We start from the raw sequence: 26,226 nt of genomic DNA on the forward strand, positions 1-26,226 counted from the left end.
TCTACCTCCTCATACGACGCGATGGACAGGCAGTGGACACACCTCCAGTCAGGGTGGGCCCTCTGCGAGGAAGCCCGAGATCCCACGCGCCCCACGCGCGTGCGTCATCTCTGCGGCAACTTCGTGCGACAACGACCAACCGCCGCACTCCCTGTGCGATGGCGGTGATCCAGCATCCTCGCGAGGATTTCAGGAACGAACACAGCGCGTCTGGCTCTACACCAACACTCATACGGCAACGTCGCGCTTTCGAGTTCCTAATGTAATCAGCAGGTTGAGCACGCCAAACAATTCGCACTAATCACACTATAAGCGAAACCAAAACGCGCTGACCGTTCGTCGCGCAACGACAAACGCCGCCCCCAACATCGGGGGCGGCGCGAGATGTCTCAGTGCTGGCAGCGACTTAACCCTCTGCCCCTGTCGACCACTCAGTCGTCGTCATCGTCGTCATCGTCATCGTCGTCATCATCATCGTCGTCATCATCATCGTCATCATCATCGTCGTCATCATCATCGTCATCGTCATCATCATCGTCATCGTCATCATCATCATCATCGTCGTCTTCGTCGTCGCACTCCGTCAGCAGGCCGTTGTTAAACGCGTCCAGGATGCCTGCCAGGGCTGTGGCGACGGCCCCATCAACGCTGGCCGGCGGGATCTCATTGCACTGCTCCAGGAGCGTCTCGGCCTGAGAGAGCGCGGCGAGCACCGCCGGCGGCGCGAAGGCCCCATCGGCAACATTAAGGCTGGCGGCGATGAACTGGGGCGCGAGGATGTACCAGGCATCCCCCATAGGCGGCGTTCCGAGAATGTCGAGCCAGGTCTCGCCACAGAGCGGGGTGTCTTCGTCAATCGGCCAGGGGTAATACTGGTTGCCGGTCTCAAAACGGTTGTGGTTCCGCCAGTAGCCGCGCGTATGCGGGCACACATCCCCCGGCTCGCCAGTGTCCGGTTCGCCCACATCAGGCTCGCCGACATCCGGTTCGCCGACGTCCGGTTCACCCACATCGGGCTCGCCGACATCCGGTTCGCCCACATCAGGCTCGCCGCCGGTGTCTTCCCCGACATCAAGCTCCCCGCCGACGTCGGTGCCCACATCATCGCCGGCGTCAGGCTCCGAGGGGCAGCTCACATACGCGGGGAACTTCAGCGTGGCGCGCGAGCGAACCTCGCCATAGCCGTTGGCGGCATACCACTCTTCAGCGGTCACCAGCTCGTCATCCAGATGAAAGAGGTCCTGCGCCTTGAGGCCGAAGAAGTAGCTCGCCGAGACATCATCGAGCTCATAGCGCACACACTCCACGGTCTTACCGTGGAAGGTGTAGCGGTGGATCACCTCCGGACCGCTGAGCACCGGCGGACCGCTGAGCTGCTTCCAGGTCAGGCGCACCGGATCCTGATCGGCGTCACGCACCGTCGCACACAACTTCAACGTCGCCGGGCAGCTCAGAAACTTGCCCGGGTGGTAGGTCAGCTTCGTGATCTCCGGGGGATGATTGAGCGTGGCGATCACATCAAGCCCCCCGACCTCCTCCCCCTCACACTGGCTGATGATGAGGATCTCGGTGGTGGCGCCCTCTTCCACTTCCACATCCTCTGCGCTGGCCGGCGCGCACTTCGTCGAAGGCGTATCTCGCCCCCGCATCGGCGTGATCGTCACGTCGTAGCAACCCGCCTCCAGCACCGTGAAGTAGTCTGCGAATTGATGCTCCGAGTCTTCGTCGAGCGGTGAGTTGACGAACTCGGGGATCTCTCCGGGCAGCTGCAGATCTTCGAGGAGCCGAACCTCCTCCAGGACCGTCTCCGACTCCCCGCAGCGCCTCACCTCATAGCGCATCGCCCGCACATCGGAGGGCCCCTGCACCGCCAGCAACATGCTCAACCCGGTCTGCTCTTGAGCCGAGTTCTCTCCCGGAACGCCCCGCTCCCGCTCCGCCACCTCATCACAACCTACCAGCGCCCCACACATCACCAGCGCACACCACCACGGTGTGAATCTCGACATGCATCCCCCCTCACGTTGTGTGTTTCTGCTCGTGGGCTGCGACCCCACGCTCACGCAGCCCGCATCGCGTCTGCTCTGCAGGAAGCCCCCGCAGTCGCAACTAAACGTAACCATGCCCCTCGCGTCAGCAACCGCCCCACCTCCCGAGCGCGAACATTTACAACATTTGCCCCCTCGCGTTAGCATGCCTGCAGGATTGGGAATGCCGCGCCCGCGCTGCGCATTGTTGCCCTGCGCGCGGGCCGCGTCGGCCCATCGCCCCCCACCGAGGAGCACTCCCCATCATGTCCAGTCGTCACCAGGCCGTTCTCGGCATCTTTTTCGAAGAAGGCGTCACCACCCTCTCGCCAGCCCACCTGGCGTATCGGATGGGTGTGCCGGTGCGCGAGGCCGAGGCGCTGCTCGACGAGATGGTCACCCAGGATCTGCTGGCGCTCGACTTCAGCGGGGATCACGACTTCGGCTACCGCCTGCCGCCGGGCACCCTGCCTCCCAAACCTCGACAGCCCCACAGCCCGCAGACCGAGGCCTCCCAGGCGGTCCTCTCGCAACACCCTGGCCGGCAGCGCTCGTCGTCGCCCTATGCGGCCGAAGCTCAGGACGGCGCTTACGGAGTGTCCTCCCCTGCGCATTATGCGGCGGGCTCATCCCATCCCGCGCAAGCCTACGGCAGCGCGCAACGCCGGGAGGCTCCCCCGATCTCGTACAGCGCCTCAGCCGATGGAACCGATGGCTCAGTAGGACCGATCCGCACCTCCGGCCGGGGGTATGCGCAGCCCGCACACCCGCATCACCGGCCAACCTCATCGCCCTCGGCGCCCCCCGCGCCATTCTCAAACTCGCCCTACTCCACGGCGGCCGACGCAGGCCGCCAGGAGCTTGTCCCCTTCCGCGACAACCTCCCTCAGCAGCACGTGCGCCCCGACCGTCGCCCCTTTGTCGCCGGGCTGCTCAGCTTCCTTTTCACCGGCCTCGGGCAGGTCTACAACGGCGAGCCCTTAAAGGGCGGGCTGATGTTCGCGACCAGCATGATGCTCTGGCTCTTCTGGATGGGCTGGGTCGTCTCGATGTGGTCGATCGCCGACGCGTACACCGTGGCTCAGCGCGCCGAGTCTCAGGGCGCCTGAACGCCGGTTTTTTCTCAGGACATTTGCAGTGGCTGACGCTGATCTCCAGAAGCACGCCACCGCCATGCCGCCATTCTATCGCGGCGTGCGCTTTCTGGCGCACTGGTCGGTGCGCCTCTATTTTTACGACATCCAGGTGGTGGGCCATGAGAATGTCCCCGAGCACCAACCGCTGATCCTGGCCGCCAACCACCCCAACTCCATCATGGACACGGTGCTGCTGGCCACCGAGACCCCCTTTCGCATCAACTACATGGCGCGCAGCGGCATCTTCAAACATCCCGTGGTGCGCGCGGTGCTCAACGGTGTGGGCGTCATCCCCATCTACCGCGCCAGCGAGCTGGGCGGACAGCCCGCCCGCAACCGGAACAGCTTCTACCGCGCCTATGAGCTCCTGGAGGCCGGGGGCTGCATCGGCATGTTCCCCGAGGGTGCCAACTCCCCCGATCGCCAGGTCCGTGAGCTCAAGACCGGCACCGCGCGCCTTGCCCTGGAGGCCGAGGCCCGCAACGACTACCGCCTGGGCGTGCAGATTCAACCGGTCGGGCTGAACTTCGCCGACCGCGACCGCTTTCTCTCCAGCGTCCTGATCCGCTACGGCAAACCCATCGACGTACGCGACTTTGCCGACCTGCACCGCACCGATCCCCGCCAGGCGGTCTACGAGCTGACCCAACTCATCCTTCAGCGCCTGCGCGATGTGGCGACCCACGTCCATGACGAGCGCAACCGCCAGCTTGTGATGGACATCCACCGCATCTACGGCAACGAGCTCCTCAAAGAGTTTATGGGAGACTACGATGTCGACGTGCGCCCGCTGACCCACAAGCTCTTCGATCGCGTACGCGCCGCCGACGGCCCTCGCCCCGACCTCGATGACCGCTTCACCATTGAGCAGGCCATCGCCGACGCGGTGGACTACTATGAGCAGCGCAACCCGGCGATGGTCGCCCGGGTGCGCATGGACATCCGTCGTTATAAAGATCACTTAAAGCAGGTGCGCCTGCGCCACGACATCGTCCATGAGCACAGCCCCGAGAACCTGAGCAGCCGTCGCGAGGCCATCAAACTCACCGCGTATGCGCTGGGCCTGGGGCCGCTGGCCATCTACGGCATGATCACAAACCTGGTGCCCTACCTGCTGGTGCGCGCCATCGTCTCGCACCAGCCCGAAGAGGCCAAACGCGCCTTTATCGCGCTGATCAACAGCTTCTATGCGTTTCCGCTCTGGTACGTCTTCCTGGGCTGGTATGTCTGGAGCAGCGCGAGGCCGCCGATCTGGGCAATGGTGCTCTTCGTCGGCAGCCTGCCACTGACCGCGTTTTTCTTTCTGACCTGGTGGCGAAAGATCCTCGTCTACCGCGATCGCATCCTCTCGCGGACGCTCTTTCGGACCCAGACGAACCTGCTCGAAGACCTGCGTCGCGAGCGTGAGCGCCTCATTGAGACCTTTGAGAACGTCAAGATCGACTACCTCATCGCCCGCTTCGGCCACCTCTTTGAGGAGGACGCCGCCTACGCGCTGCCCTGGCAGCCGGAGCTGGCGAGCCCTCCCGGCGAAGCGCCGAAGGCCGCGATGAGCCCCCCTGCCCGGGCCGAGAGCGCCCCCACCAGCGCCGGGCTCACCCACGATTCATCCCCCCAACTTCAGGAGCAAGAATGACTCGCAAAGTCTATGTCGTCGGCGTCGGTATGACCAACTTTGAGAAGCCCGGCCGTCGCGAGTGGGATTACCCCGATATGGTCCGTGAGGCCGGCACCCAGGCCCTGGAAGACGCCGGGGTGGACTACAAGGCCATCGAGCAGGTCTTCTGCGGATACGTCTACGGCGACTCCACCAGCGGGCAGCGCGCCGCTTACGAGTTGGGGCTGACCGGGGTGCCGATCTACAACGTCAACAACAACTGCTCCACGGGCTCGACCGCCCTCTTCATGGCGCGCCAGCTCATCGCCGGAGGCATCCTCGACTGCGCCCTGGCGCTGGGTTTCGAGAAGATGCAGCGCGGCTCGCTCAAGACCGACGGGCAGGACGACCGGGCCAACCCGCTCGGCCGCCATTTTGAGACGATGGCTGCCCAGCGCGGCTTTGCCAAAGCGCCGCCTGCCCCGCAGATCTTCGGCAACGCCGGTCTGGAGCATATGGAGCGCTACGGCACGACCGTGGAGCATTTTGCGAAGATCGCGCATAAGAACCACCTCCACTCCACCAAAAACCCTCGCTCCCAGTTTCAGGACGAGTACAGCCTGGAGGCCATTCTAGAGTCGCGCCCGGTGCACCACCCGCTGACCATGCTGCAGTGCTGCCCGACCTCCGATGGGGCCGCCGCCGCGGTGCTGATGAGCGAGGAGAAGGTGCGCGAGCTGGGCCTTGAAGATCAGGCCATCGAGATCGCCGCGATGAGCATGACCACCGACACCCCGGCCTCCTTCGGTAAGAGCGCCATCGATCTGGTCGGCTTCCAGATGAGCAAACTCGCCGCCGCGCAGGTCTTTGAGGCGAGTGGCCTGAGCATCGAGGATGTCGACGTGATCGAGCTTCACGACTGCTTCTCGACCAACGAGCTCATCACCTACGAGGCGCTGGGGCTCTGCGAGGAAGGTCAGGCCGGCGGCCTCATTGACGCCGGCGATGTGACGTATGGCGGCAAGTGGGTGGTCAACCCCTCGGGCGGGCTGATCTCCAAGGGGCATCCCCTGGGCGCCACCGGGCTTGCGCAGTGCGCCGAGCTCACCTGGCAGCTACGCGGTCAGGCCGATCAGCGCCAGGTCGAGGGTGCCGAAATCGCGCTTCAGCATAACCTTGGTCTGGGTGGTGCGGCCGTCGTCACGCTCTACCGCCGCAACTAAGACCGCTCACCCAATCACGCATTCACAAGCAAAATCAACACCTTGCAAAGCAGGGAACCTCCCCACACCCTGCCCCCTCTCCCACCCGGGGAGGCCCGCGAGCCAGGCACGACCGTCGCGAGTCTCCCCGGGAAATAGACCCCGGCGTGGGGTGTTTCCCTCCCTTCGGAGCGCGAGGCTCCCTTCATCGACCCCTTACGGAAAGCGGCATCCATGAGCACCCCATCACACCCCATCACTGACGATCAGGGCCTGCGCGCGATGAGCGAAGATGGCTCATTCCGCGTCATCGCCATCAACGCGACCACCACCGCCCGCGGCATCCTTGAGGCTCAGCGCGCCGGCTCCGAGATCTCGCCAAGGCTGGCCGAGCTGGCTACGGCCACCGTGCTCTTACGCCTGGCGATGAGCCCGGACTACCGGCTGCAGACGGTACTCAAACACCCCGAGCGCGGCTCGCTCGTCGCCGACAGCCACCCCGACGGGGTGACCCGCGCGCTGATTCAGCAGCAGCGCGACGACACCATCCCGCTGGGCGCGGCCACGCTGCTGAGCGTCCACCGCGACACCTACACCGGCAAACTTCACCAGGGCATCGTCGAGACGCTCGAAGGCTACGGGCTCGGCGAGTCGATCGCCGGGTACTTAAAGCAGAGCGAGCAGATCAACTCGGTGGTCGGGCTGCGCACCCTCTTTGACGATCAGGGGCAGCTGACCTACGCCGGTGGGTTCCTTGTGCAGCTCTTGCCCGACGCTCACGTCGACACCCTGGCGGTGGTCACCGAGCGTCTGGAGCAGACCGGCACGCAGAAGGTCTTTGAGGTCGGCAGCTTCGAGAATGAGACCATCCTCAGCGCGATCTTCGAGGAGGTGCCCTACCGTATCCTGGGCGAAGATCGTTTTGGCTTTGGCTGCAACTGCAGCGAAGAGCGCATCCTGGGCGCGCTGGCAACGCTGAGCCCGGCGGAGCGCGCCGAGCTGGCAGCCAGCGACGAGCCGATTGAGATCGGCTGCGACTACTGCAACGTCACCTACAGCATCGATCCGGCCACTTTGGGGTGACCTGGGCACATCGTTACGCCCGATCGCGCCGCCGACGTCGGTAGGCGCGATCGGGGGTGCCGGCGAGGAGCTCGACCTGGGTGATCTCGGCCGGCGCGCCGATGCGCATGGGCGGTCCCCAGTAGCAGGTGCCGCGGCTGACGTAGATCCAGGTCTTGTCTTCGCGCGCCAGGCCGACGGCGTAGGGGTGAAACCAGCCGATGATGAGGTTCCACGGCCACATCTGCCCGCCGTGGGTGTGCCCGGAGAGCTGCAGATCATACCCCGCCGCCGCGGCCTGATGAATGCTCTTGGGCTGGTGGGCGAGCAACACGCTGACGTCGTGCTCCGGCGCCCCGTCGCGGGCGGCCTGCGGATCGGAGGCGGATTCGGGGTCATGGCGCGAGGCCGAGAAGTCGGTGCAGCCGGCCATCAGCACCCGGCCGCCCTGATGCTCGACCAGGGCGTGGGCGTTGTTCAGCACCACGATCCCCTGCTCTTCGAGCGCTTTGCACCAGCCGGGCGCGTCCCAGTAATACTCGTGGTTGCCCGTGCAGTAGAAGACGCCGTGGGGCGCGCGAAGATCGAAGATCGGCTCCACATCGTGCCAGATGCGCTCGACCATCCCCTCGATAAGATCGCCGGTGATGACGATGGCGTCGGGCTTAAGCTCGTGCACCCGGTCGACGATCGCCTGCACATGCCCGCGCCGCACCGTGGGCCCGACGTGCACATCGGAGATCTGCACGATGCGAAAGCCCTCCAGCGAGGCAGGAAGCTCCTCAAAAGGCACGCCCACCTCAACGACATCGGGCACGCGCAACGCCTCGTACATCCCCCACTTGGATGCCACCGCCGCCCCGCCGACGACCGCGGCGTTGAGGCTGCTGCTCATAAAGAGGCGACGCGAGGGGTCGGCCAGCTCCCCGGGCGCGCCCCCACCGGAGGCATCACCGCGCGCGCTGAGCGCGCTGACCCGACGCGTGACCCACTCGGCCAGGTCTTTGAAGATCATCAGGATGAGCACCAGCGAGAAAAACCCCATCGCCACATAGCTCGTCCAGTGGGCGACCGTGTAGAGGGGCTCCACCCGCGGCATGGAGCGCACGGACATCGTGGCGGTGACGAGCACGATATGCCCGACCACAGCCCAGCTCACCACCTTGCGCCAGCGGCTGTCCGGATGCAGCGGCGCTCGCAGCCTTCGCCAGAGGTAGTAGTGGGCACCAAACCAGAGGCTCGTAAAAAAGAGCCCGAACACGATCATCGTCACCATCGCTACGCCTCGGAGACACGTCTTCGTAAAAGGGGCGTCGCGCCGGCCTTAAGGCCGGCGCGGCGCATCGGAAACTTTAGCCCCCGGTGGCCGCTCGGCCAGCTCAGATCACCCGATTCTCGGGCATCCGGCTCAAGTCGACCTCGAAGTCGGCGCGCCCAAAGGAGGTCCCCACCGCCGCAGCCGCGTGCACCAGCAGCGAGTCCACCGGCACCAGACGGGTCTGATCGGCGACCTCTGCGATCTCCACGCTGGTCATCTGCCCCTTCTGCAGGGCGACCATCCGCCCCCAGCGCCCGCCGGCGACCAGCGCCGCGGCATGCGCTCCAAAGGCCGTAGAGAGCACCCGGTCAAAGGCCGTCGGCGTACCCCCGCGCTGGATATGCCCCAGCGTCGTGGTGCGAATCTCACTGTCGACCAGCGGCTTGAGCTGCTCGGCCAGAAGGTTGCCGATGCCGCCCAGGCGCAGAGGATCGGGGCTGTCGTCGATGCGCTCGCGCACCACCTGTTTGCCGTCGAGCAGCGTCGCGCCTTCGGCGACCACGATCATGGTGAAGCGCTGGCGTTTTTTGCGCTGCTGACACACCCGGGCGATCTCTTCGACATCAAAGGGCAGCTCCGGGATCAAGATCACATCGGCGCCGCCGGCGAGCCCGCTGTGCAGGGCGAGCCAGCCGGCGTAGCGCCCCATCGTCTCAAGGATCATCACCCGGCTGTGGCTCTCACCGGTGGTCTGCAGGCGGTCGACGGCCTCGGTGGCCACCGCCACCGCCGTATCAAACCCGAAGGTGCGGTCGGTGTGCATCAGGTCATTGTCGATGGTCTTGGGCACGCCCACACATTTGACGCCCTTCTCGCTTAAGCGATGGGCGATGCTCATGGTGCCGTCGCCGCCGATGACCACCACCCCGTCGAGCTTGAGCCGGTGGTAGTTCTCCACGAGCTGATCGCTCACATCGGCCCCGTCGGCCAGGTAGTGGTTAAAGGGGTTGGCCTTGTTATGCGTGCCCAGGATCGTGCCCCCGCGCGCCAGGATGCCCTTGAGCGCTTTCAGATCGAGCTCGCGGCTGCGCCCCTCGATCATCCCCAGAAACCCCTCTTCAAACCCGATCACCGTGGCGTCGCACTTGAGCAAGAGGCTCTTGGTCACCGCTCGAATCACCGCGTTTAGGCCGGGGCAGTCGCCGCCACCGGTCAGCACTCCAATGCGCATCGTGTCTCCTTGTCCGTCGTAGAAAATGGGGAGGGGGCCATGCCCGCTCGTTCAGCTTCAAGATGCGTGCGAGACGCCTTTTCATCAAGCGCACAGGGCCACTTCTCCCGCTCTTCGGGGTGCCTATTCTCCCGATTCACCAACGTCCCAACGTTGTCTGCGCATTTCGCGACGGCCTCACCCCACCCGCACCTCCCAGGAGACCTGTATGGACGACATGCCCTCGGGCAGTCGACGCAACCCTCGTCAGCTCAAGGCCAACGCCCCGATCACCATCCGCGAGATGGAGCTCGAAGACCTCGCTGCGGTCTTTGCCCTTGGCGAGCGCGTCTTCACCGCCGATCGCTGGCCCAACCTCTACCGCACCTGGGATGAGTTTGAGCTGATTCAGATCTTTGGCACCGACACCGAGACCTGCCTGGTGGCCGAATGCAACGATCAGGTCGTGGGCTTTGCACTGGGAACCCTCATTGAGAAGCGGCGCAGCGCGTGGACCTACGGCTACCTGCTCTGGCTGGGTGTGGAGCCCGGGCTCTCGCGCAGTGGCGTAGGAAAACGCCTGGTCAACCGCCTCACCGAGCTCTTCATCGCGCAGGGGGCGCGCATCATGCTCGCCGACACCGAGTCGGACAACCTGCCGGCGGTGAACTTCTTTCGTCGCCAGGGTTTCAGCAATGAGACCGAGCACGTCTACCTGGCCAAAAACCTCACGCAGCACCCCGAATACGTACGTCGGCGCCGCTCGCTGGCGCACTCCCCCTCCGATCCCACGCCCCCCGACGCCGCGCCGGCGCATCTGCCTCCAGGCGGCGTCAACACCGGCGAAGATCCCACCGCAGGCCGACCTCATGAGCATGATGACTGAGCTCGACGAGCTCCTCGCCCACCTCAACCAGGATCGCTGCGAGCGCCTGCTCATCGACCTGGTCGACATCTACAGCCCCTCGTATGCCGAGAGCGCGGTGGTGGCGCGGGTCTGTGAGGCGCTGCAAAAAGCCGCCGTCCCCTACCGACTTCAACCGGTGGTCGCCTCGCCAGGGGCACCGGGACGCGCGAACATCCTGGTGGAGCTTGGGCCTCAGCCCCCGGCGTTGATGCTGGTTGGTCACCTCGACACCGTGCCCTACTTCAGCGATGAGCACGACGCGCCGGGAAGCGCCCTCGACGGCGGCATCCTTCACGGGCTGGGAAGCGCCGACATGAAGTCGGGGTGCACGGCGATGGTCGAGGCGACCATCGCCCTGGTGGACGCCGGCGCGCGCCTTCGGCGCGGCTTCTTGCTGGCGCTGGTCGTCGGCGAGGAAGAGTACGGCGATGGCGCCGCAAAACTCCTGGAGAGCTCCCACGCCCCGCTGGCGATCATTGGCGAGCCCACCGGGCTGCGCCCCTCGCTGGAGCATTATGGCTATATGGAGCTGCGCCTGATCGCCGAGGGACGTCGCGCCCACGCCGCCCGCCCCGACGTGGGCGCCAGCGCCATCCACGCCATGCTCAGCACCATCCTGGCGATCATCGAGCAGGTCAGCGACGCCTCGCCAGCCACACGCGTGAGCATCAACCCCCGCGAGGTGCACGGAGGTGATTCACTCTTCGTGATCGCCGATCGCTGCGAGGCCGCGCTCGATGTGCACCTGGCCGCCGGCGTCGATCCCGCCGCGCTCCGAGAGACCCTGGCTCGCACCCTGGAGACGTCCAACGCCGATCACCCTCTCTGCAACGTGAGCTCCGAGGAGCTCTTCTTCGCGCCGGCCTACCGCCTCGACCCCGACGACCCGCGCATGCAGACCTCCCGCCGCGCCTTTCTGGCCTTGCAGCAACCCTTCACGCCGCGGCCCTTCCCCTCGCACTCTGACGGCAACCGCTTCTTTGAGGCCGGCATCGCCCCGGTCATTCTCGGTCCGGGCGATCTGGGCGTAGCCCACACCCGTGATGAGCACGTGCACCTGAGCGAAGTTCACCGCGCTGCCGAACTCTACCTCAGCCTGATCGTCCACCACTGCATGCTCGACGCGTGATCGGGCGCGTCGTCCTGGCGCAACACCCACCGAAGATGCACCGCCTCTAGTGCTTCAGAGCGCCCCCGCGAGCGCGTCTGCGACCACCCGCAACCGCTGCTACACGGCAACATCAGAGCAGCCCCGCCAACCTCCCGTGATTCCGATCGCAGAGGGCGGCGAGCTCCCAGATCAGTCGCACGACCTGGGCGGGGTCGGCGACCCGCGCGCTCGCTTCGCTCGCGCGATCTTCCGGGGCGACAAGCACCGTGCTCGCCAGACCGCGCAGCGCTGAAAACGCATCTTCGTCGGTAACGTCATCGCCCACGTAGATCGCATGCACGCCGGAGGCGGCGCCCGCCTCAGCGCGGCGAAGCACTAGCCTGGCCGCGCTGCCCTTATCCCAACGCAACGCCGGGATCGCCTCCACCACGCATTTCCCGGTCTTCAGGCGCACACCGGGGTGTGCACGCGCGACCTCGGCGGCGCGCTCCGCCAGCGCGTGCCATCCCTGCTCAACCAGGCGGTAGTGCAAAGCCACGCCAAAAGGCTTGTGCTCCACCACCACGCCGGGCTCCTCATCGGCCAACCTTCGCCAGGCCTCCTCGATGGTGGCGATGGTCTCACGGGCCCTATCGGCCCCCTCGACCAGCTCGCGCGCCCCGCCATCCCACCAGAGCTCCAGGCCGTGGCTTCCCACAATGCCGACGTTGCTCATGCCCAGCCTTTCGTGAACATCGGCGGCACCGCGCCCGCTGACGACCACCACCTGCGCGCCGGCCTCAATGAGCGCGTCGATCGCCCGGGTGGCACCGGGCGCAGGGCTGGCGAGCTCCGGTCGGGCGGCGATGGGCGCAAGCGTCCCGTCATAGTCCAACATCACCAGCATGCGCTGCCCTCTCGCCAGCGCATGCGCGGCGGCCTGCACCACATCATCAAGCGTCTTCATCTCCCCTCCTTCAGTCAGCGCCGAGGATGCCCCCCGGGCCACCTCATTCCGCTCGCACCTCATCGACACGCTTGCTCTGCCAGAAGTCCAACGCGCCGGCGCGCTCTTTGGGCGGGTCGACAATCAGGCGAGCGCTGCGGCGCATGCCGATGTAAGCAAAGATCCAGCCCATCAGCACGTACGCGCGGTTTCGAAAACCAATTAAGAAGAGCAGGTGCACAAAGAGCCAGGCCAGCCAGGCGACAAGCCCACCGAACTTCCAGCTCCCCACCTCCGCGATGGCTTTAGCCCGGCCAATCGTCGCCATCTTGCCCCGGTCCCAATACGAGAAGGGCTCCAACGCTCGCCCCTCCACGGCGCGCTGGATGTTGTCGGCCACGTGTTTGCCCTGCTGGACGGCCACCGGTGCAAGACCCGGCAACACCTCGCCATCCTCACTCTCAAAGCGAGCGAGGTCGCCGATCACAAAGACCCGCTCGTCGTCGGGCATACGCAGGTCGGGGTTGACCGTCACGCGCCCCATCCGGTCGAGCTCCACATCGAGCGTCTGCGCCAGGGGGCTCCCCTTGACGCCGGCGGCCCACACCACAGTGCGCGCCGCAATGCGCTCGCCATTGACGGTGACACCCTCCTCATCAATTGCCTCCACCATCGCGTTGAGGCGCACCTCCACGCCCATCTTCTCAAGGTCGCGACGCGCCCGGTCGGAGAGCTCCTCATCATACCCCGAGAGCACACGCGGGCCGGCATCCAGCAGAATCACCCGGGCGCGCGTGGGGTTGATGCGACGAAAGTCTTTGACCATCACCTGGTAGGCAATCTCGCGGATGGCCCCGGCCATCTCCACGCCAGTCGCGCCGGCCCCCACCACCACAAAGGTCAGAAGACCTCGCCCCTCGGAGCCCTCCCCCTCACGCTCGGCCTGCTCAAAGACCTCCAGAATGTGGCGACGACACGTCAACGCATCGCGTAGCGTCTTCAGTCCGGGCGCCTGGGCTTCCCACTGCGGGTTGCCAAAGTAGTTGGTCTGCATGCCCGCGGCGACCACCAGATAGTCGTAGCGCACCTCCCCGCCCTCATAGCGCACGAGCTGCGCCTGACGGTCGATCGAGGTGACCTCCCCGAGCATCACCTGCACGTTTTGCTGGCGCCGGACCACCTCGCGAATCGGCGAGGCGATGTCGTCGGCGGAGAGCCCGGCGGTGGCCACCTGATAGAGCAGGGGTTGAAAGAGGTGGTGGTTATGACGGTCGATCAAGAACACATCCACCGGGGCGCGCTTGAGCGACCTGGCCGCGTTGAGCCCGCCAAACCCTCCCCCGACGATCACCACGCAGGGCCTGCTTTTGCCCGCATCGGCAGGAGTTATCGGAACCTCTCCGCGTTCTGAAGTTGTCTCTTGTGGCATCATCACTCCGTATGCTTTCACTTAGAGCCCGGAAGAAGACGCCTCGGTTCGAGGCCTCATCACCTCTCCGGGATGCCCACAAGGGTAATCCCCCCGCCCCCCAAAGAAAGATCTCGACGGAGCCCACCGTGAATGACGCGCGTCAGTACTCGCCAGCCTGCGAACGCAACCGCGAGCCCATTCTCCACGAACTTCGCGACCACCTCGCCAGCGCGCAACATGTCTGGGAGGTGGGGAGCGGCACGGGCCAGCACGCCGTCTATTTTGCGGCGCATCTTCCGCATCTGATCTGGCAGCCCTCCGACCGCTCGCAGTACCACGCCAGCATCGAGGCCTGGCGCGCTGAGACCGCGCTCCCCAACCTGCGACCGGTGCTCGCGTTTGATCTTTTTGATGAGGCCCCCCCGCTTGAGCGCACCGACGCGATCATCGCGTGCAACGTCATCCATATTGCGCCCTTTGAGGCCACCGACCGCCTCTTCGCGCACGCCCGAGCCGCGCTGAACCCGGGCGGAAAGGTCATCCTCTACGGCCCTTTTGTTCACCCAGATCGCGCGCTGGAGGAGAGCAACCAGCGCTTTGATCAGATGCTGCGCCAGCGTGATCCGCAAAGCGGGATTCGCCCGCTGGCGGAGGTCGACGCGAAGGCGCGTGCCTGCGGGTTCGAGCGCGCGCTCACACGTCGGATGCCCGCCAACAACGATCTGCTGGTCTTTGAGCGCCCGCTCTAAGGTTTCAAGCGCGCGCACGCCCAGTCATCGCCCTGCTCGCAGCCCCGCTCCAGCAGCCGGCGCCCGTCCTGGGCGCGGTCCGGGTCGCTCAGGAGCATCGCACCGCGGCGACTGCAGGCGTGCTCCTGACCCAGCCCGCAGGCTTTAGCGTAGAGGAGCATCGCGCGATCGTGATCCTCGCGCACCACCTGCCCCGCCTCATAGAGGTGCCCCAGGCGCAGGCAGCTCTCGCCATCATCGGCCTCACAGCCAGCGGCCATCACCCGACGGGCACGCTGCGGGCTCTGAGGCACCCGCGCGTCATCCATCAGGATCGCGGCGGCCCGGCTGCACGCCCGCCCCGGTTCAAGGCGACAGGCCCGCTCAAAGGCCTCCAGCGCCTCGATCACCTCGTCGGCACCGGCGGCGCGATCAAAGAGGCGATGCCCGAGATGCCAGCACGACCGACCGAAGCCTCCCTCACACCCTTTGCGGTAAGCCTCAATGGCCTCGGGGCTTCCGGCGCGCGCCTCGCCAGCGAGCTCAAAGCTCACCGCGACGTTGTAGCACCCCTTCGGCCAGCCCGACTCACAGGCCCGCTGGTGCAGCGCCTCGGCCAGCGCCGCGTCCTTCTCGGTGCCGCGCCCGTCTTCCACCATCAACGCCAGCGCATCACAGGACTGGCCGCTTCCGCGCTCGCACCCGATCCAGAAGTGCACTACAGCCTGCGCCTCATCGACCTCCCCGCCGCGCCCGTCTCTGAGCGCCACACCCAGGTTATAACACCCCCGAGCGCTGCCCATCTCACAGGCCTGCTCAAAAGTCTCGCGCGCCTGCACCGGTCCGCCCACGATGCCGCGCCCCTGCAGCTGCAACACCCCCAAACTCGCACACCCCACCGTGTTGTTCGCCTCACAGGCCTGAACATAGAGCTCGCCGGCGCGGCGAGAACTCTCGCTGACCCCGACGCCGCGCTCATAGAGCATCCCCAGCAGCGTGCAGCCGTAGTACTCGCCAGCCTCACACCCCCGACGGTAAAGCGCGGCGGCGCGCTGCGGATCTTTGCCGCGGCCTCGCCCCTCCTCGGCAAACGCCCCGGCCAGCACACACGAGAGCGCGACCTCGGAGTCACACCCCGCTCGCAAAAACGCCAGCACCCGCGCCGAGTCATCATCGTCCTCGGCGCTGGCTCCGAGCCGCAGACCGTAATGCTCCTGAAGATCGCCGCAGCCCTGCACATCGCCGCCGGCGCAGGCGCGCGTGAAGTAGGTCACCGCAAGCTCCGGGGAGGGCTCCACCGCGTTGCCAAAATGGTAGAGTCCGCCGAGCTGACGGCAGCTCGGGGCATCACCCAGCTCGCAGCCCCGCTCCCAGGTAAGCAGCGCCCGCTCGGCGTGGACCTCGCCACCCTGGCCGTGAAACTGCATCCAGCCAGCCCCCAGACATGAGGCGCTGGCCCCCAGCTCACAGCCCCGCTCATAAAGCGACCGGGCCACATCGAGGTCTTGCTCCACCCCGCGACCGAGCACGCGCAGCGACGCCAGCGCCGCACACCCCGAGCCCACCTCGCGTGTGCAACCCTCTTCGAGCACGACGACCGCCGCGCTGAGATCTTCGGGGATCGGGGTGCCATCCCAGAGGTAGCGATCCAGCCCGGAGCACGCCGCAGACAGCTCGCAGAGGTTCTGCGCTTCGGGCGAAGTTCCCCGCTCCCCTTCGGCCTCCGAAGCCGGGGCGCTGTCCATCGTCTGAGGCAGCGCCACCGACGCACCCGACGCGCATCCGGCCACGCCCAGCCAGCCGAGCACCACCAGCATCACCCCCCACACTCTACGATCTCTTACAAGCACGGCAGTTCTAACCTCCCGGCCGCTATGGTAACGTCGGCGTAGTTCAGTGAGCAAGCACCTACGCGGCGCCGAGCCACCTCTCGGATACCTCGCAGCCTCCGGCCCGTCCGGGGCGGTGCGCTTTGAACCTCTCCACTGCACACGACCCGCAGGAGCGTTGTGACCACGATGGATGCCGGGGACTTCTTAGAACGCGCGACGATCATCGGTGGCAAGTACCGCCTCGATGAGCTGATCGGCCGCGGCGGCTTTAGCAACGTCTACGGCGGCGTGCATACCGGTATGGATCGGCGCGTGGCCGTGAAGATCTTCGACCCCTCGCTGCCCGCCAACCAGGACCCGGCCCGTGCGCAACGGCGCGCCGAGCGCTTTGAGCGCGAGGCCCGCCTGGTCAGCAAGCTCACCCACCCCAACACCGTCACCATCTTCGACTACGGCGTCGATAAAGAGGGCCTGCTCTACCTGGTGATGGAGTACATCGAGGGCCCCACCCTCAAAGAGGCCATCGCCGAGCGCGGCCCCTTTGAGGAGCGCGCCGCCGTCACCACCTTTCTGCAGATCCTGGCCAGCCTGGAAGAAGCGCACCACCGCAACATGCTCCACCGCGACTTAAAGCCGGCCAACATCATGCTCACCCGCAACTTCAAGGGTGAAGAGATCGTCAAAGTCCTTGATTTTGGCATCGCGCGCATCGTCGGTGAGTCCGCTCCGGAGACCGGCCCCAACGGCCGAAAGCTCTTTCTGGGCACCCCGCGCTACGCCCCGCCCGAGCAGCTGCGCGGGCTGGAGCTGAGCTTTGCCACCGACATCTTCGCCGTGGGCGCGCTCCTCTATGAGACGCTGGTCGGCCAGCCGATGATCGCCTCCTCCACGCTGCGGGACTGCGCGCGCGAGGTCCGCGAGACGCCGGGCTGGAAGATGCCGTCCACGCTCACCCTTCGCCCCGCGCTGGTGGAGGTGGTTGAGCGGGCGGTGAGCAAAGATCCGGCGAAGCGTTTTGCCTCGGCCTCCGAGATGCTGCAGGCGCTGGAGGCCTGCGAGGTCGTCGCCCGCGACGAGCTTCCCGATCCGACCAGCGAGGAGGAGTCGCTCTTTGGCGCCAGCGGTCGGCTGATGGACCCTAACGTGCTCGATCCGGATCAGTCCCAGAACTATTTTCTATGGGCCTCCCAGCCCCGCGAGCAGCGCTCGACGCCGCCGCCCTCCCCCGCCCGCTCCCCTCGCCATACCCCGGCACGCCAACCACGCTCGACCCCGGGCCGCCCCCCTCGCCACACCCCGGGAGGCGCACTGCCCACCGCTTCAGGCCCGCACACCGCACTTGAGAGCGATCTGGAGCTCGATCTGCCGCGGCGCCCCTCTCGCCACACGCCCGACCACCAGGCCAGCGCGCCGACCACACGCCCGATGGCCGCCGCTACGCCGACCACGCGCCGCGTGCGCCACGCACCCGCACGGCGGCGCTCACTGCTGCTGCTCGCGCCCCTGGCCCTTGTCTTGCTGGCCGCCGGAATCTGGGGCTACCAGCAGCGCACCGCAGCCGATGACCCGGCCGCCCCGGCTTCAAGCGCGACGACCCCACTCGTCACAGACGACGAACCCGGCGAGCCGCCACCTCCCGCCGCCCCGCGCACCAGCCCCTTCACCACCGAGGGCATCCTGCTGGCAGCCCGCTCCGAGGGCTGGCGCGTGGTCAGCGCACGCGATCCGGTCACGATCAAGGGGCTCTCCTACCAGGCCACCGCCCTTGCCCGTGGCCCTTCCACCCTTGAGGTCACCATCTACCAGGCCGAGGATCGCGAGGCCCTCGATGACATCGTCGCCACAATCAAAGCGCCCGATCTGCATCTTCTGCTCGACCACCACGTCGTGCGCATCCACCCCCGCGATGATCGCGCCACCCGCGACGCCACCGCCCTGCTGGAGCGCCTTCGAGCGTACCGCGCGCTCGTCTACGCCGAACTCAACGACTCCCCCCCTTCTCCTTGACAGCCTGTAGCCGCTGCGCGTTCACTGTAATGACCCTGCCATTCGCCAAACTGACCCCACAATGAAGATGATGGTGCCGATGTCTCGCAACCACTCGCCAGTCCTCGCCATGTGTGCCTTTTTCGGGCTCACCCTCGCCATGACCGCTCCTGCCGCCGCCCAGTCGCGCCTGATCCTCGGCGGCACCGCCTACTCCGAGACCGGTGAACTCACCGGCGAGCAGCAGATCAGCGTCCAGGAAAACGACGAGAGCTTCTCCTATGAGAACGCCGACTTTCTGAGCGCGCGCATCCTCTATCTGCGCCCCTTCAAGGAGAGCTTCCGCATCGGCGGCGGCATCGACTTTATCGGCAACTACCGCGCCAGCGTGCTCGACGAGGAGGGGCAACCTCAGGATCCGATCGAGGTCTACGAGTTCGGTCCGCTGCTCGAGGTAATGGCTCACGCCGAGTGGGGCATCGACATCACCGAGAAGATCGGTGTGGGCCTGGGCGCCCAGCTTGGCCTCTCCGGGCTCTTTCCCCGCGGCGATCTTCGCGAGGAGATCCTGGAACTTCAGGACCAGGACGTAAGCACCTTCATGCTGCCGCGCCTCGGCTGGAGCGTCGCCCCTCAGGTCTCGGCTCGCTACAAGCTCGACGACCGCCTGGCGCTGCGCGCCGACGCCGGCGTGCAATGGCAGACGATCTGGATCTTCAACACCGAGCAGACCGTCAACGACGTCGCCTTTCGCAAAGAATGGACCGCCAGCACCGTGCGTACCCGGGTGGGGCTGTCCCTGGAGATTCAACTCTGATCGCAGGCCTGGCGGGCTGATTTGACCGCCCGGACCTGCCCCGATACCCTGACCTTACCCGCTTCGTGCCCGACAACCTGGCCCCGCGCCGTCCTCTCAGGGAGGCTCCGTGAACCGTCCTCAAGCACGCCCCACCCCCAGCCGCGGCTGGCTGCGATGGTTGACCCCGCTGGCATTGAGCCTGGCGCTGGTCGCCTGCCACGAGAGTGACTTCGACCCGCGCGATCCCGCCCGCGGACCGGGTAGCGCCGTAGGCGACGGGTCGACCATCACCGACGGCAACTTCCCCGGCGGCAATGACACGATCCCCGCCGCCCTCGACGTCGAGCCCCCTCAGGGCGCCCAGGTGCCCGACTGCGGCGCCGACTGCCTCTCTTTCTGCGACGCGCAGGGTTTTGAGAACCCCGTTCACCAGGGCCTGTGCACCAGCCTCTGGGGCGTGGGCCTGGAGCCGCAGCCCGTCTACGCCAACGAGGCCTGCCGCCGCCTGCACGTCGACCTGACCGGGCGCTTCCCGACCCGCGACGAGGTCAACCGCCTCTGCGCCGGCAGGTCCTGGGATGACATCGTCAAGACCCTCCTCGACTCCGAAGCCTTCGTGGAGGTCAACCAGCGCCACTGGGCAGACCGCTTCCTCTACAACACCCGGGCGCTGAGCATTGAGCGCATCTACGATATGGACGCGCTCGTCGGCAAACTTTACCGCGGGGAGGTCGCCTACGATCACTTCGCCGCCATCGCCAGCGCCCACCCCGTGCTCACCCGCCGCCATGATACCGCCGGCGACCGGGCCGAAGCCCTCTTCCACCTCTTTATGGGCCGCCCTCCCCTGGGCAGCGAGCGCAGCGACCTGGCCCGCCTCTACACCCTGTGGACCAACGGCTACTACGATCACCCCACCCTCAACATGCGCCTGAGCGACTCCTTTATCCGCTACCGCTGCGTGGATGAGGAAGGCAACATCGACCCGGAGAGCCGCGGCCAGTGCACGAGCATCTTGTACGGCTACAACGAGCTCATCCTCACCCCCGACATCCGCTCGGTCGGCGAGGATAACCAGATGTGGAGCGGACTTCTGCGCGCCGATGAGTGGGAGAAGCTGCAGATGCCCGGCCGCCTGCTCGCCAGGCAACAGGCCTTCTGGGAGACGGCCGTCGACGATGTGATTGAGCGCTACCTGGGCTACGACCTGGGCACCATGGTCCCCGAAGTTCGCGCCGCGCTCGTCGACCACCTGCTCGCCCACGACGGCGACATCCGCTCGGTGCACCACGCCATCCTCACCTCGGTGGCCTACCTGCAGAGCGCGCGCGGGCTCACCGACACCGACCACCGCTGGACCTTCGGGCCCTTAAAGCAGGTCGACTCCGAGGTCTGGCTCGACACCATCAAGCACTCCGTCGACTACGAGCTCTCCAGCTGCGACCACCGCATCAGCGACCCGCGCGATCTTCTCGACGCCGACTCCATCAGCGCCATCGCGCTTCTGGAAGCCTCCAAATGGGAGATGCGCGAAGACGGCGACGATGTGCGCCGTGACTACAGCGACCTGGCCCGCAACCTGGGCGGCTGCCCGGCCAACGAGGTCGGCGGACGCTTTAAGATCGTCAGCATCCTGACCACCTCCACCCAGCTCAACTTCGTCAACCAGGTCTGCAACCCGGCGATGACCGAGGGCCGCGGCGCCGCCATCGAGACGCTGCTCCCCGACGGCGTGCACCCCGACGCCGCGGTCACCCCGCAGCTCGCGACACAGATCGTGGAGCACCAGGTCGAGACCTTCTTCGGCCGCCCCCTCACCGATGACGAACGCGAGATGGCCGCCACCCACGGCGACACCTGCGAGCGGGCACGCTGCCGCGCCGCCGAGTTCGCCCGCCCTGGCTGCTTTGCCCTGCTCTCCAGCTCCGAGATGCTCTTTTACTGAGTGCCTGCCCAACCTCGACGAGGACTACGATGACCGATCATAACGCCAAAAAAGGTTTCAAGCCCGGGCGGCGCTCCTTCCTCAAAGGCATGGGCGTGGCCGCGGCCACCATCGCCATGCCGCATGTCTGGGTGCCCAACAAGGCGCTCGCCCAGACCGAGGCGCGCGGCGCGGCCAAACACCTGATCTACATCCGCCTCTCCGGCGGCTTCCGCTTCAGCGCGGCCTTCAACGGGGATACCGCCTCGGAGTTCAACCCCTTCGGCAAAGCCGAAAACGTCGCCAGCGCCACCGAGTGGGGCGTGGGCAAACTCTTTGAGCTCGCCGGCTGGCTCAACGGCGACCAGGGCGCCGAGCGCGCCGCGCTCGGCATGCGCCCGGTCACCGAGATGTCCGACCAGATGGCGGTGCTCCCCTGCGTCGACCACGAGCCCCTCTCAGCCCGCGCCGACGGCAACCACAACACCGGCCTGCAACGCTTCAACACCGGCTATGTCGGCGGCGGCACGAGCTTTCTGACGATGATCAACTACGGCCTGCGCGAGCGCTTCGCGCTCGCTCGTGAGCAGGGCACCGTGGCGCTGCCGGCCTTCTCGCTCGGCGACTCCGGCATGGCCATGGGCGCCGGCCCCTACGCCGCCCACCGCCCGCCTGTGATGCAGGGCGACGGCTTTGAGCGCTTCGGCTTCTCGGCGGCCAACACCCTGCCCGACTGGGCCCAGTCGATGGCCAGCTCCGTCGATGAGCGCTACCGGGCGATCCACCACCCTCAGAACCGCGCCGGCGTCGACGCCTACATGCAGACCCGGGCGGCCACCGAGCTCTACGCCGAGATCTTCAACGACGAGATCCTCAAGATCCGCAACAACTCCGATGAGCCCATCGACGGGCTGAGCAACCGCCAGCTCGCCACGATCTTCGGCGACAGCCGCGCCGCCCGAAACGTCCGCCTGGCGCTGCGCCTCTTTCACTTCGGCTGCCCGGCGGTCTACCTCAACCAGGGCTCCTACGACATGCACTCCGGCGAGGAGGCCGGGCTGCCGCGTCATATGGAAGAGCTCGGGCGGATTTTAAGCGGCCTGGAGGTCGCGCTCAAAGCCATGGACCACCCGGACGGTGGCACCTACTGGGACAACACGCTGGTGGTCTGCGGCAGCGAGTTCGGCCGCACCGCCCGCGGCAGCCGCTTCAACTCCGCCCGCGGCAGCGACCACGCCGGCGACTACGCCACCCGCTGGATGTCGATGCCCGTGATGGGCGGCCTGGTCACCGCGGCCGGCAACGGCGGCAAATCCTTCGGGATGACGCGCCCCTCCGATCTGGCCCCGGAGGGCCAGGTCTACAGCTACCGCTCGCTGCTCAAAACCCTGATGGACGCGCTGGGCTGTGATCACCGCGAGTTCTTCCCCGCCGATCGCCCCTTCGACGATCTCTTCGCCTGAGAGCTGCCGATGTTCGCGCAACGACTTCATACCCTGCTTCTCTGCGGCTGCCTGGCCACCGTCTCGCTGGCCTGCGGCCCCGACTTCTCGGCCGACGCCCTGGGCGACTTTTCTAACTTTGATCCTCAGCGCCCCGACTTCGGCGACGAGCAGCAAAACGCCCCGCCGACTTACGAGGGCGACAACGCCATGGTGATCGAAGCCATCGAGCGCTACCGCACCGGCAACGACCTGCACAAAAAGGTCGTCACCCGCACCTGCAGCCCTAACGGCGGCGTCTGCCACAACCAGTCGGAGTACCCCGATCTGCGCACGCCGGCCAACTTCCTGGCCACCATCAACGCCCCGTGCAACGTGCAGCCGGGCGACTGGACCTCGGTCGATGATCGCTGCGAGCAGAGCGGCGATCGCTTCTTCATCGCCGGTCAGAACGCCTCGGAGGTCGAGATCGGCCACGTCGAGTACATCGCCGGCGACATCGGGGATTACCGCGCCGAAGACATGGTGCCCGAGGCCGGCAGCCCCGGCTTTCACGTCTTTTTGCGCGACCCGCTCCCCATTGAGCGCGAAGAGGTCTGGGGCGGGGGCCGCTTCATCCGTACCTTCATCAACGATGAGGGCATCATTGAAGATCTTCCCTACGCCACCTTCACCACCCGCTGGTGGATCCTCGACGGCGGTCGCCACCTCGTCGGCGAAGTGCGCAACTACCAGATCGACCAGGTCAATGAGCTCAACAGCGTCGGCATCGTCCAGGGCGACATGAACCGCAACGGCATCTACGGCGCCCGCGAAGAGCGCCCCGTCTCGCTGCTGACCCCGGGTAGCCCCGAGCGCAGCTACCTCATCGGTCGCATGCGCGGCACGATGATGGGCGAGCCCGTGGCCGGCTCGCGTATGCCGCTTGCCAACCAGCCCCTGACCATTCCCGAGATGCTCGCCCTCTTCTGCTTTGTGGAGGGCCTGCCCGCCGACGGCACCTGGCCCGATATGGGTGCGCCCATCAACTACGCCGAGTGCAGCTACAGCGAGGATCCCGAAAACCTCAACCTCCTGGGCGAAGGCGTCACCTGGAAGGGCCGCGTCTCCAAAGTCTTGCAGGCCAACTGCGGCGGCTGCCACGGCGGCAACAACCCGGCCGAAGATCTGGATCTGCGCAGCGAAGACGCCTACGAGCACCTCTTCGACGCCTCGGTGCAGAACCCCGAGCTCAAGCTCATTGAGCCCGGCGAGCCCGAGCGCAGCTACCTCTGGCTCAAGCTCATCAACGACGAGAGCATCGAGGGCTACCCGATGCCCTACAACCCCCTGACCGGTGAAGGCAGCCTGCGCGAAGGCGAACTTGGCGATATTCAGACCTGGATCACCAACGGCGCCATCCGCGACGAATAGCCCCCGCTCTCCTTGCCATGACCGATCCCCATCAAGCGCTCCACGCCTACCTGGAGCGCGTCATCGCCCTGCGCGACGCGCACGAGCGCAGCCTCGATCATGACGAACTTCGCCAGGTCGCGCGCGAGGTCGGCTTAAGCGACGCCGACGTCGAGCGCGCCGCCCGGGCCGCAGCCGATCACCTCGAGCGCGCTCGCGGCTTCGTCGATCATCGCCTTTTCGATGAGGCCATCGCCGAGCTGCAGCACGCCTGCGTGCTGGTCCCCGACGATCCGCAGATCCTCCACCGCCTCGCCAGCGCCTACGCCGCACGCTGGGAACGCGACCAGAACCCCGCCGACCTGCGCGAGGCCATGGCCAGGTGCAAAGCGGTCGTGACGATCGACCCCGGGCACAGCGCCGCCTACGAGCTGCTGGGGCGTCTCAACGCTCAAACACCACAGACCCCGACCGCATCCTCCCCCCGCGTCGTGTTCTTCGCGCTTGCCCTGGTGGTGCTCATCGCCGCCGGCGCCGGCGCCTTCTTCATCATCGCGCAGGACAGCCCCGCACAGTCCGCTGATCCCCAGGCCCGGAGCGGACATCCCCCGGCCACAAAGACGCTGCTCAACGCGCCGCCCGCCCCACGCAGCGCGCAGGGCCAGCCGGTAGAGACCAGCGGCAACATCGAGGTGCGCCTGGTGCTCGCCAGCGAACTTCCCCCGGTGACGCTGAGCCATGTGCACGCCGAGTTCAACACCTACCCCAACGGCTCCTTCTTCAAACTCAACGGGCTCTTCGCGCACGAGCGCTCCGAGCTTGAGCTTCACGAGGTTCAGGCGCGCCTGCAGGGCTTCAATGAGGCGGGCGCGCCCCTCGGTGAGCCGATGCCGCTGGCCATCAAGCCCTCGTACATGCCCGCGCTGCGCCCGGGCGATGCGCTCGCGTTTCGTCACCAGATGGCGACCGCCGCTGAGCTCGCGAGCGTCGAGATCCGCATCGAGAGCGTAAAGACGCAGCCCGCGCCCTCCAGCTACTCTCCGAGTCCCGCGATCGAAGCGACCGTCCAGCCCGGCCCTGACGGGATGACGCCGGAGCTTACGTTTCGCGAGCGTCGCTTCGAGATCACGACCAACGAACTTCTCGATCGCCGCTCGATGCGTCTTCATCTGGAAGTTGAGAACACCGGCACGCACCTCGTGGAGCTTGTGCGCCTGCGCGTCGATCTGATCAATGAGGCCGGGGAGGTTGTCGATGAACGCTTGAGCTACCTGACAAGCTCTGGCTATCCTGCGTTCGCCCCGGGTCAGACACGCCTCGGCGCGATCCTCGTCGCCGACCTGGCCAAAAGCGTCGCCGACTACCGCGTTTCTGTGGTGGAGTGGCGCTGAGAGATCGAGCCGCAGGTCCCGACACCGCCCACCCGGCCCCTCAGGTTTCTCCCTTCTTTCGCCCAGGCCACGCGCCATGCTCCGCCGCTCTCCCCGTATTCTCCTGATCCAGGCCCGCACCGCCGACGACCCGATGGCGCGCCATGAGCTCGACGCCTTCGCCACCCAGTGCGACCTGGAGCCGGAAGCCTTCGCCACCTTCAACATCGCCACAACGCCGGCCGGCACCTTCCCGAGCGAGGGCTACGACGCGGTGATGGTGGGCGGCGCCGGCGCCTTCTCGCTGGTGAGCGGGGGCTTTGACTGGCACCAGGACTTCCTCGATCTGACGCGGCGAGTGATCGAGGCCCGCGTGCCGATGTTCGCGTCCTGCTTCGGGTTTCAGGCCATCGTTCAGGCGCTGGGCGGCACGCTGGAGCGCGATCCGGCGCGCGCCGAGCTGGGCACCTTTCCCATCTCCCTCACCTCCGAGGGTCATAACGACCCGCTCTTCGGCGAGCTGCCCGAGGTCTTTGATGCGCAGCTCGGGCATAATGACAGCGCGATCACGCTTCCCGATGAGCTGGTGCACCTGGCCTCCAGCGAGCGCTGCGTGTATCAGGCGGTCAGGGTGCGAGGGCGGCCGGTGATCGCCACCCAGTTCCACCCGGAGCTGGGGCGCGAGGGCAACCTGGATCGTTTTCGCAACTACCTCAACAACTACAAACCCGAAGGGCAGACCTTCAACGAAGCCATGGCCTACGCCGAGCGTATCCACCGCCCCAGCCCGCACGCCTGCGGGTTGCTCAAGGCCTTTGTCGCCGACGTTGCCCTGCACATCGAGGGGCGTCGCGCGCTTCAATCTGGCGACGTCTGAGCCCCACCTTTCCCCACTGCTGCGGCCCAC

At 66.5% G+C, this 26,226-nt stretch carries 20 protein-coding genes; 14 read left to right on the forward strand and 6 right to left on the reverse strand.

The genetic code is table 11. The annotated features are described in order from the left end of the window. Positions 1-431 precede the first annotated feature (431 nt). On the reverse strand, positions 432-2,009 hold the full coding sequence (locus FRC96_RS13605) for a hypothetical protein (RefSeq protein WP_146975088.1): 1,578 nt from the start codon (positions 2,007-2,009) through the stop codon (positions 432-434). Between the two features lie 284 nt (positions 2,010-2,293). Here FRC96_RS13605 and FRC96_RS13610 point away from each other — a divergent pair, with 284 nt between their 5' ends. From FRC96_RS13610 to FRC96_RS13625, 4 genes are all read left to right on the forward strand, one after another. Beyond that, positions 2,294-3,136, forward strand: a complete 843-nt coding sequence (locus FRC96_RS13610; RefSeq protein ID WP_146975090.1) for a hypothetical protein — start codon at positions 2,294-2,296, stop codon at positions 3,134-3,136. 28 nt (positions 3,137-3,164) lie between these two features. Then, complete coding sequence (locus FRC96_RS13615) at positions 3,165-4,799, forward strand: 1-acyl-sn-glycerol-3-phosphate acyltransferase (protein ID WP_146975092.1); 1,635 nt, start codon at positions 3,165-3,167, stop codon at positions 4,797-4,799. Continuing rightward, positions 4,796-5,983, forward strand: a complete 1,188-nt coding sequence (locus FRC96_RS13620) for a lipid-transfer protein (RefSeq protein WP_146975094.1) — start codon at positions 4,796-4,798, stop codon at positions 5,981-5,983. The genes FRC96_RS13615 and FRC96_RS13620 overlap by 4 nt, the downstream gene beginning before the upstream one ends. A gap of 213 nt (positions 5,984-6,196) precedes the next feature. Continuing rightward, a complete protein-coding gene (locus FRC96_RS13625) occupies positions 6,197-7,045 on the forward strand; it encodes an Hsp33 family molecular chaperone HslO (RefSeq protein ID WP_146975095.1) in 849 nt (282 codons plus the stop codon). A 13-nt stretch (positions 7,046-7,058) separates the two neighbouring features. Here FRC96_RS13625 and FRC96_RS13630 read toward each other — a convergent pair whose 3' ends face one another. Both FRC96_RS13630 and FRC96_RS13635 read right to left on the reverse strand, forming a co-directional pair. Further along, positions 7,059-8,300, reverse strand: a complete 1,242-nt coding sequence (locus FRC96_RS13630; protein WP_146975097.1) for a metallophosphoesterase — start codon at positions 8,298-8,300, stop codon at positions 7,059-7,061. A 103-nt stretch (positions 8,301-8,403) separates the two neighbouring features. Beyond that, a complete protein-coding gene (locus FRC96_RS13635; protein WP_146975099.1) occupies positions 8,404-9,513 on the reverse strand; it encodes a 6-phosphofructokinase in 1,110 nt (369 codons plus the stop codon). A 208-nt stretch (positions 9,514-9,721) separates the two neighbouring features. Here FRC96_RS13635 and FRC96_RS13640 point away from each other — a divergent pair, with 208 nt between their 5' ends. After that, the gene (locus FRC96_RS13640) at positions 9,722-10,378 is read left to right on the forward strand and encodes a GNAT family N-acetyltransferase (protein ID WP_230470237.1); all 657 of its coding nucleotides are present in this window, start codon (positions 9,722-9,724) and stop codon (positions 10,376-10,378) included. Continuing rightward, entirely contained in the window at positions 10,362-11,528 is a 1,167-nt protein-coding gene (locus FRC96_RS13645; protein ID WP_230470238.1) for a M20 family metallopeptidase, read from the forward strand. Before FRC96_RS13640 ends, FRC96_RS13645 begins: the two co-directional genes overlap by 17 nt. Positions 11,529-11,640: 112 nt before the next feature. Here FRC96_RS13645 and otsB read toward each other — a convergent pair whose 3' ends face one another. Together otsB and FRC96_RS13655 are read right to left on the reverse strand one after the other, a co-directional pair. After that, positions 11,641-12,456: a trehalose-phosphatase gene (gene otsB, locus FRC96_RS13650; RefSeq protein WP_230470239.1), complete on the reverse strand. Its 816-nt coding sequence runs from the start codon at positions 12,454-12,456 to the stop codon at positions 11,641-11,643. Positions 12,457-12,499: 43 nt separating this feature from the next. Then, complete coding sequence (locus FRC96_RS13655) at positions 12,500-13,864, reverse strand: NAD(P)/FAD-dependent oxidoreductase (RefSeq protein WP_146975104.1); 1,365 nt, start codon at positions 13,862-13,864, stop codon at positions 12,500-12,502. A 128-nt stretch (positions 13,865-13,992) separates the two neighbouring features. Between FRC96_RS13655 and FRC96_RS13660 the strand changes: the two genes are divergently transcribed. Continuing rightward, entirely contained in the window at positions 13,993-14,595 is a 603-nt protein-coding gene (locus FRC96_RS13660) for a DUF938 domain-containing protein (protein ID WP_230470240.1), read from the forward strand. Here FRC96_RS13660 and FRC96_RS13665 read toward each other — a convergent pair. Next, positions 14,592-16,391, reverse strand: coding sequence for a tetratricopeptide repeat protein (locus FRC96_RS13665; RefSeq protein ID WP_146975107.1), 1,800 nt, complete (start codon positions 16,389-16,391; stop codon positions 14,592-14,594). The two genes, FRC96_RS13660 and FRC96_RS13665, sit on opposite strands and share 4 nt — an antisense overlap. A gap of 201 nt (positions 16,392-16,592) precedes the next feature. On the opposite strand from FRC96_RS13665, the gene FRC96_RS13670 reads away from it, so the two are divergent. The 7 genes from FRC96_RS13670 to FRC96_RS13700 all read left to right on the forward strand — a co-directional run bounded on the left by FRC96_RS13670 (position 16,593) and on the right by FRC96_RS13700 (position 26,196). Further along, positions 16,593-18,413, forward strand: a complete 1,821-nt coding sequence (locus FRC96_RS13670; RefSeq protein WP_230470254.1) for a serine/threonine-protein kinase — start codon at positions 16,593-16,595, stop codon at positions 18,411-18,413. 79 nt (positions 18,414-18,492) lie between these two features. Then, positions 18,493-19,209 (forward strand): hypothetical protein, encoded by a 717-nt coding sequence (locus FRC96_RS13675; protein ID WP_146975111.1) that lies wholly within the window; start codon positions 18,493-18,495, stop codon positions 19,207-19,209. Between the two features lie 109 nt (positions 19,210-19,318). Next, positions 19,319-21,136 (forward strand): DUF1549 domain-containing protein, encoded by a 1,818-nt coding sequence (locus FRC96_RS13680; protein ID WP_230470241.1) that lies wholly within the window; start codon positions 19,319-19,321, stop codon positions 21,134-21,136. 29 nt (positions 21,137-21,165) lie between these two features. Then, positions 21,166-22,578: a DUF1501 domain-containing protein gene (locus FRC96_RS13685; protein ID WP_146975113.1), complete on the forward strand. Its 1,413-nt coding sequence runs from the start codon at positions 21,166-21,168 to the stop codon at positions 22,576-22,578. Positions 22,579-22,587: 9 nt separating this feature from the next. After that, the gene (locus tag FRC96_RS13690; protein ID WP_230470242.1) at positions 22,588-23,970 is read left to right on the forward strand and encodes a c-type cytochrome domain-containing protein; all 1,383 of its coding nucleotides are present in this window, start codon (positions 22,588-22,590) and stop codon (positions 23,968-23,970) included. Between the two features lie 17 nt (positions 23,971-23,987). Continuing rightward, the gene (locus FRC96_RS13695) at positions 23,988-25,340 is read left to right on the forward strand and encodes a hypothetical protein (RefSeq protein WP_146975115.1); all 1,353 of its coding nucleotides are present in this window, start codon (positions 23,988-23,990) and stop codon (positions 25,338-25,340) included. Positions 25,341-25,416: 76 nt separating this feature from the next. After that, positions 25,417-26,196 (forward strand): type 1 glutamine amidotransferase, encoded by a 780-nt coding sequence (locus FRC96_RS13700; RefSeq protein ID WP_146975117.1) that lies wholly within the window; start codon positions 25,417-25,419, stop codon positions 26,194-26,196. Positions 26,197-26,226: the final 30 nt, after the last annotated feature.

Source organism: Lujinxingia vulgaris (assembly GCF_007997005.1).
Classification (GTDB): Bacteria; Myxococcota_A; Bradymonadia; order Bradymonadales; family Bradymonadaceae; genus Lujinxingia.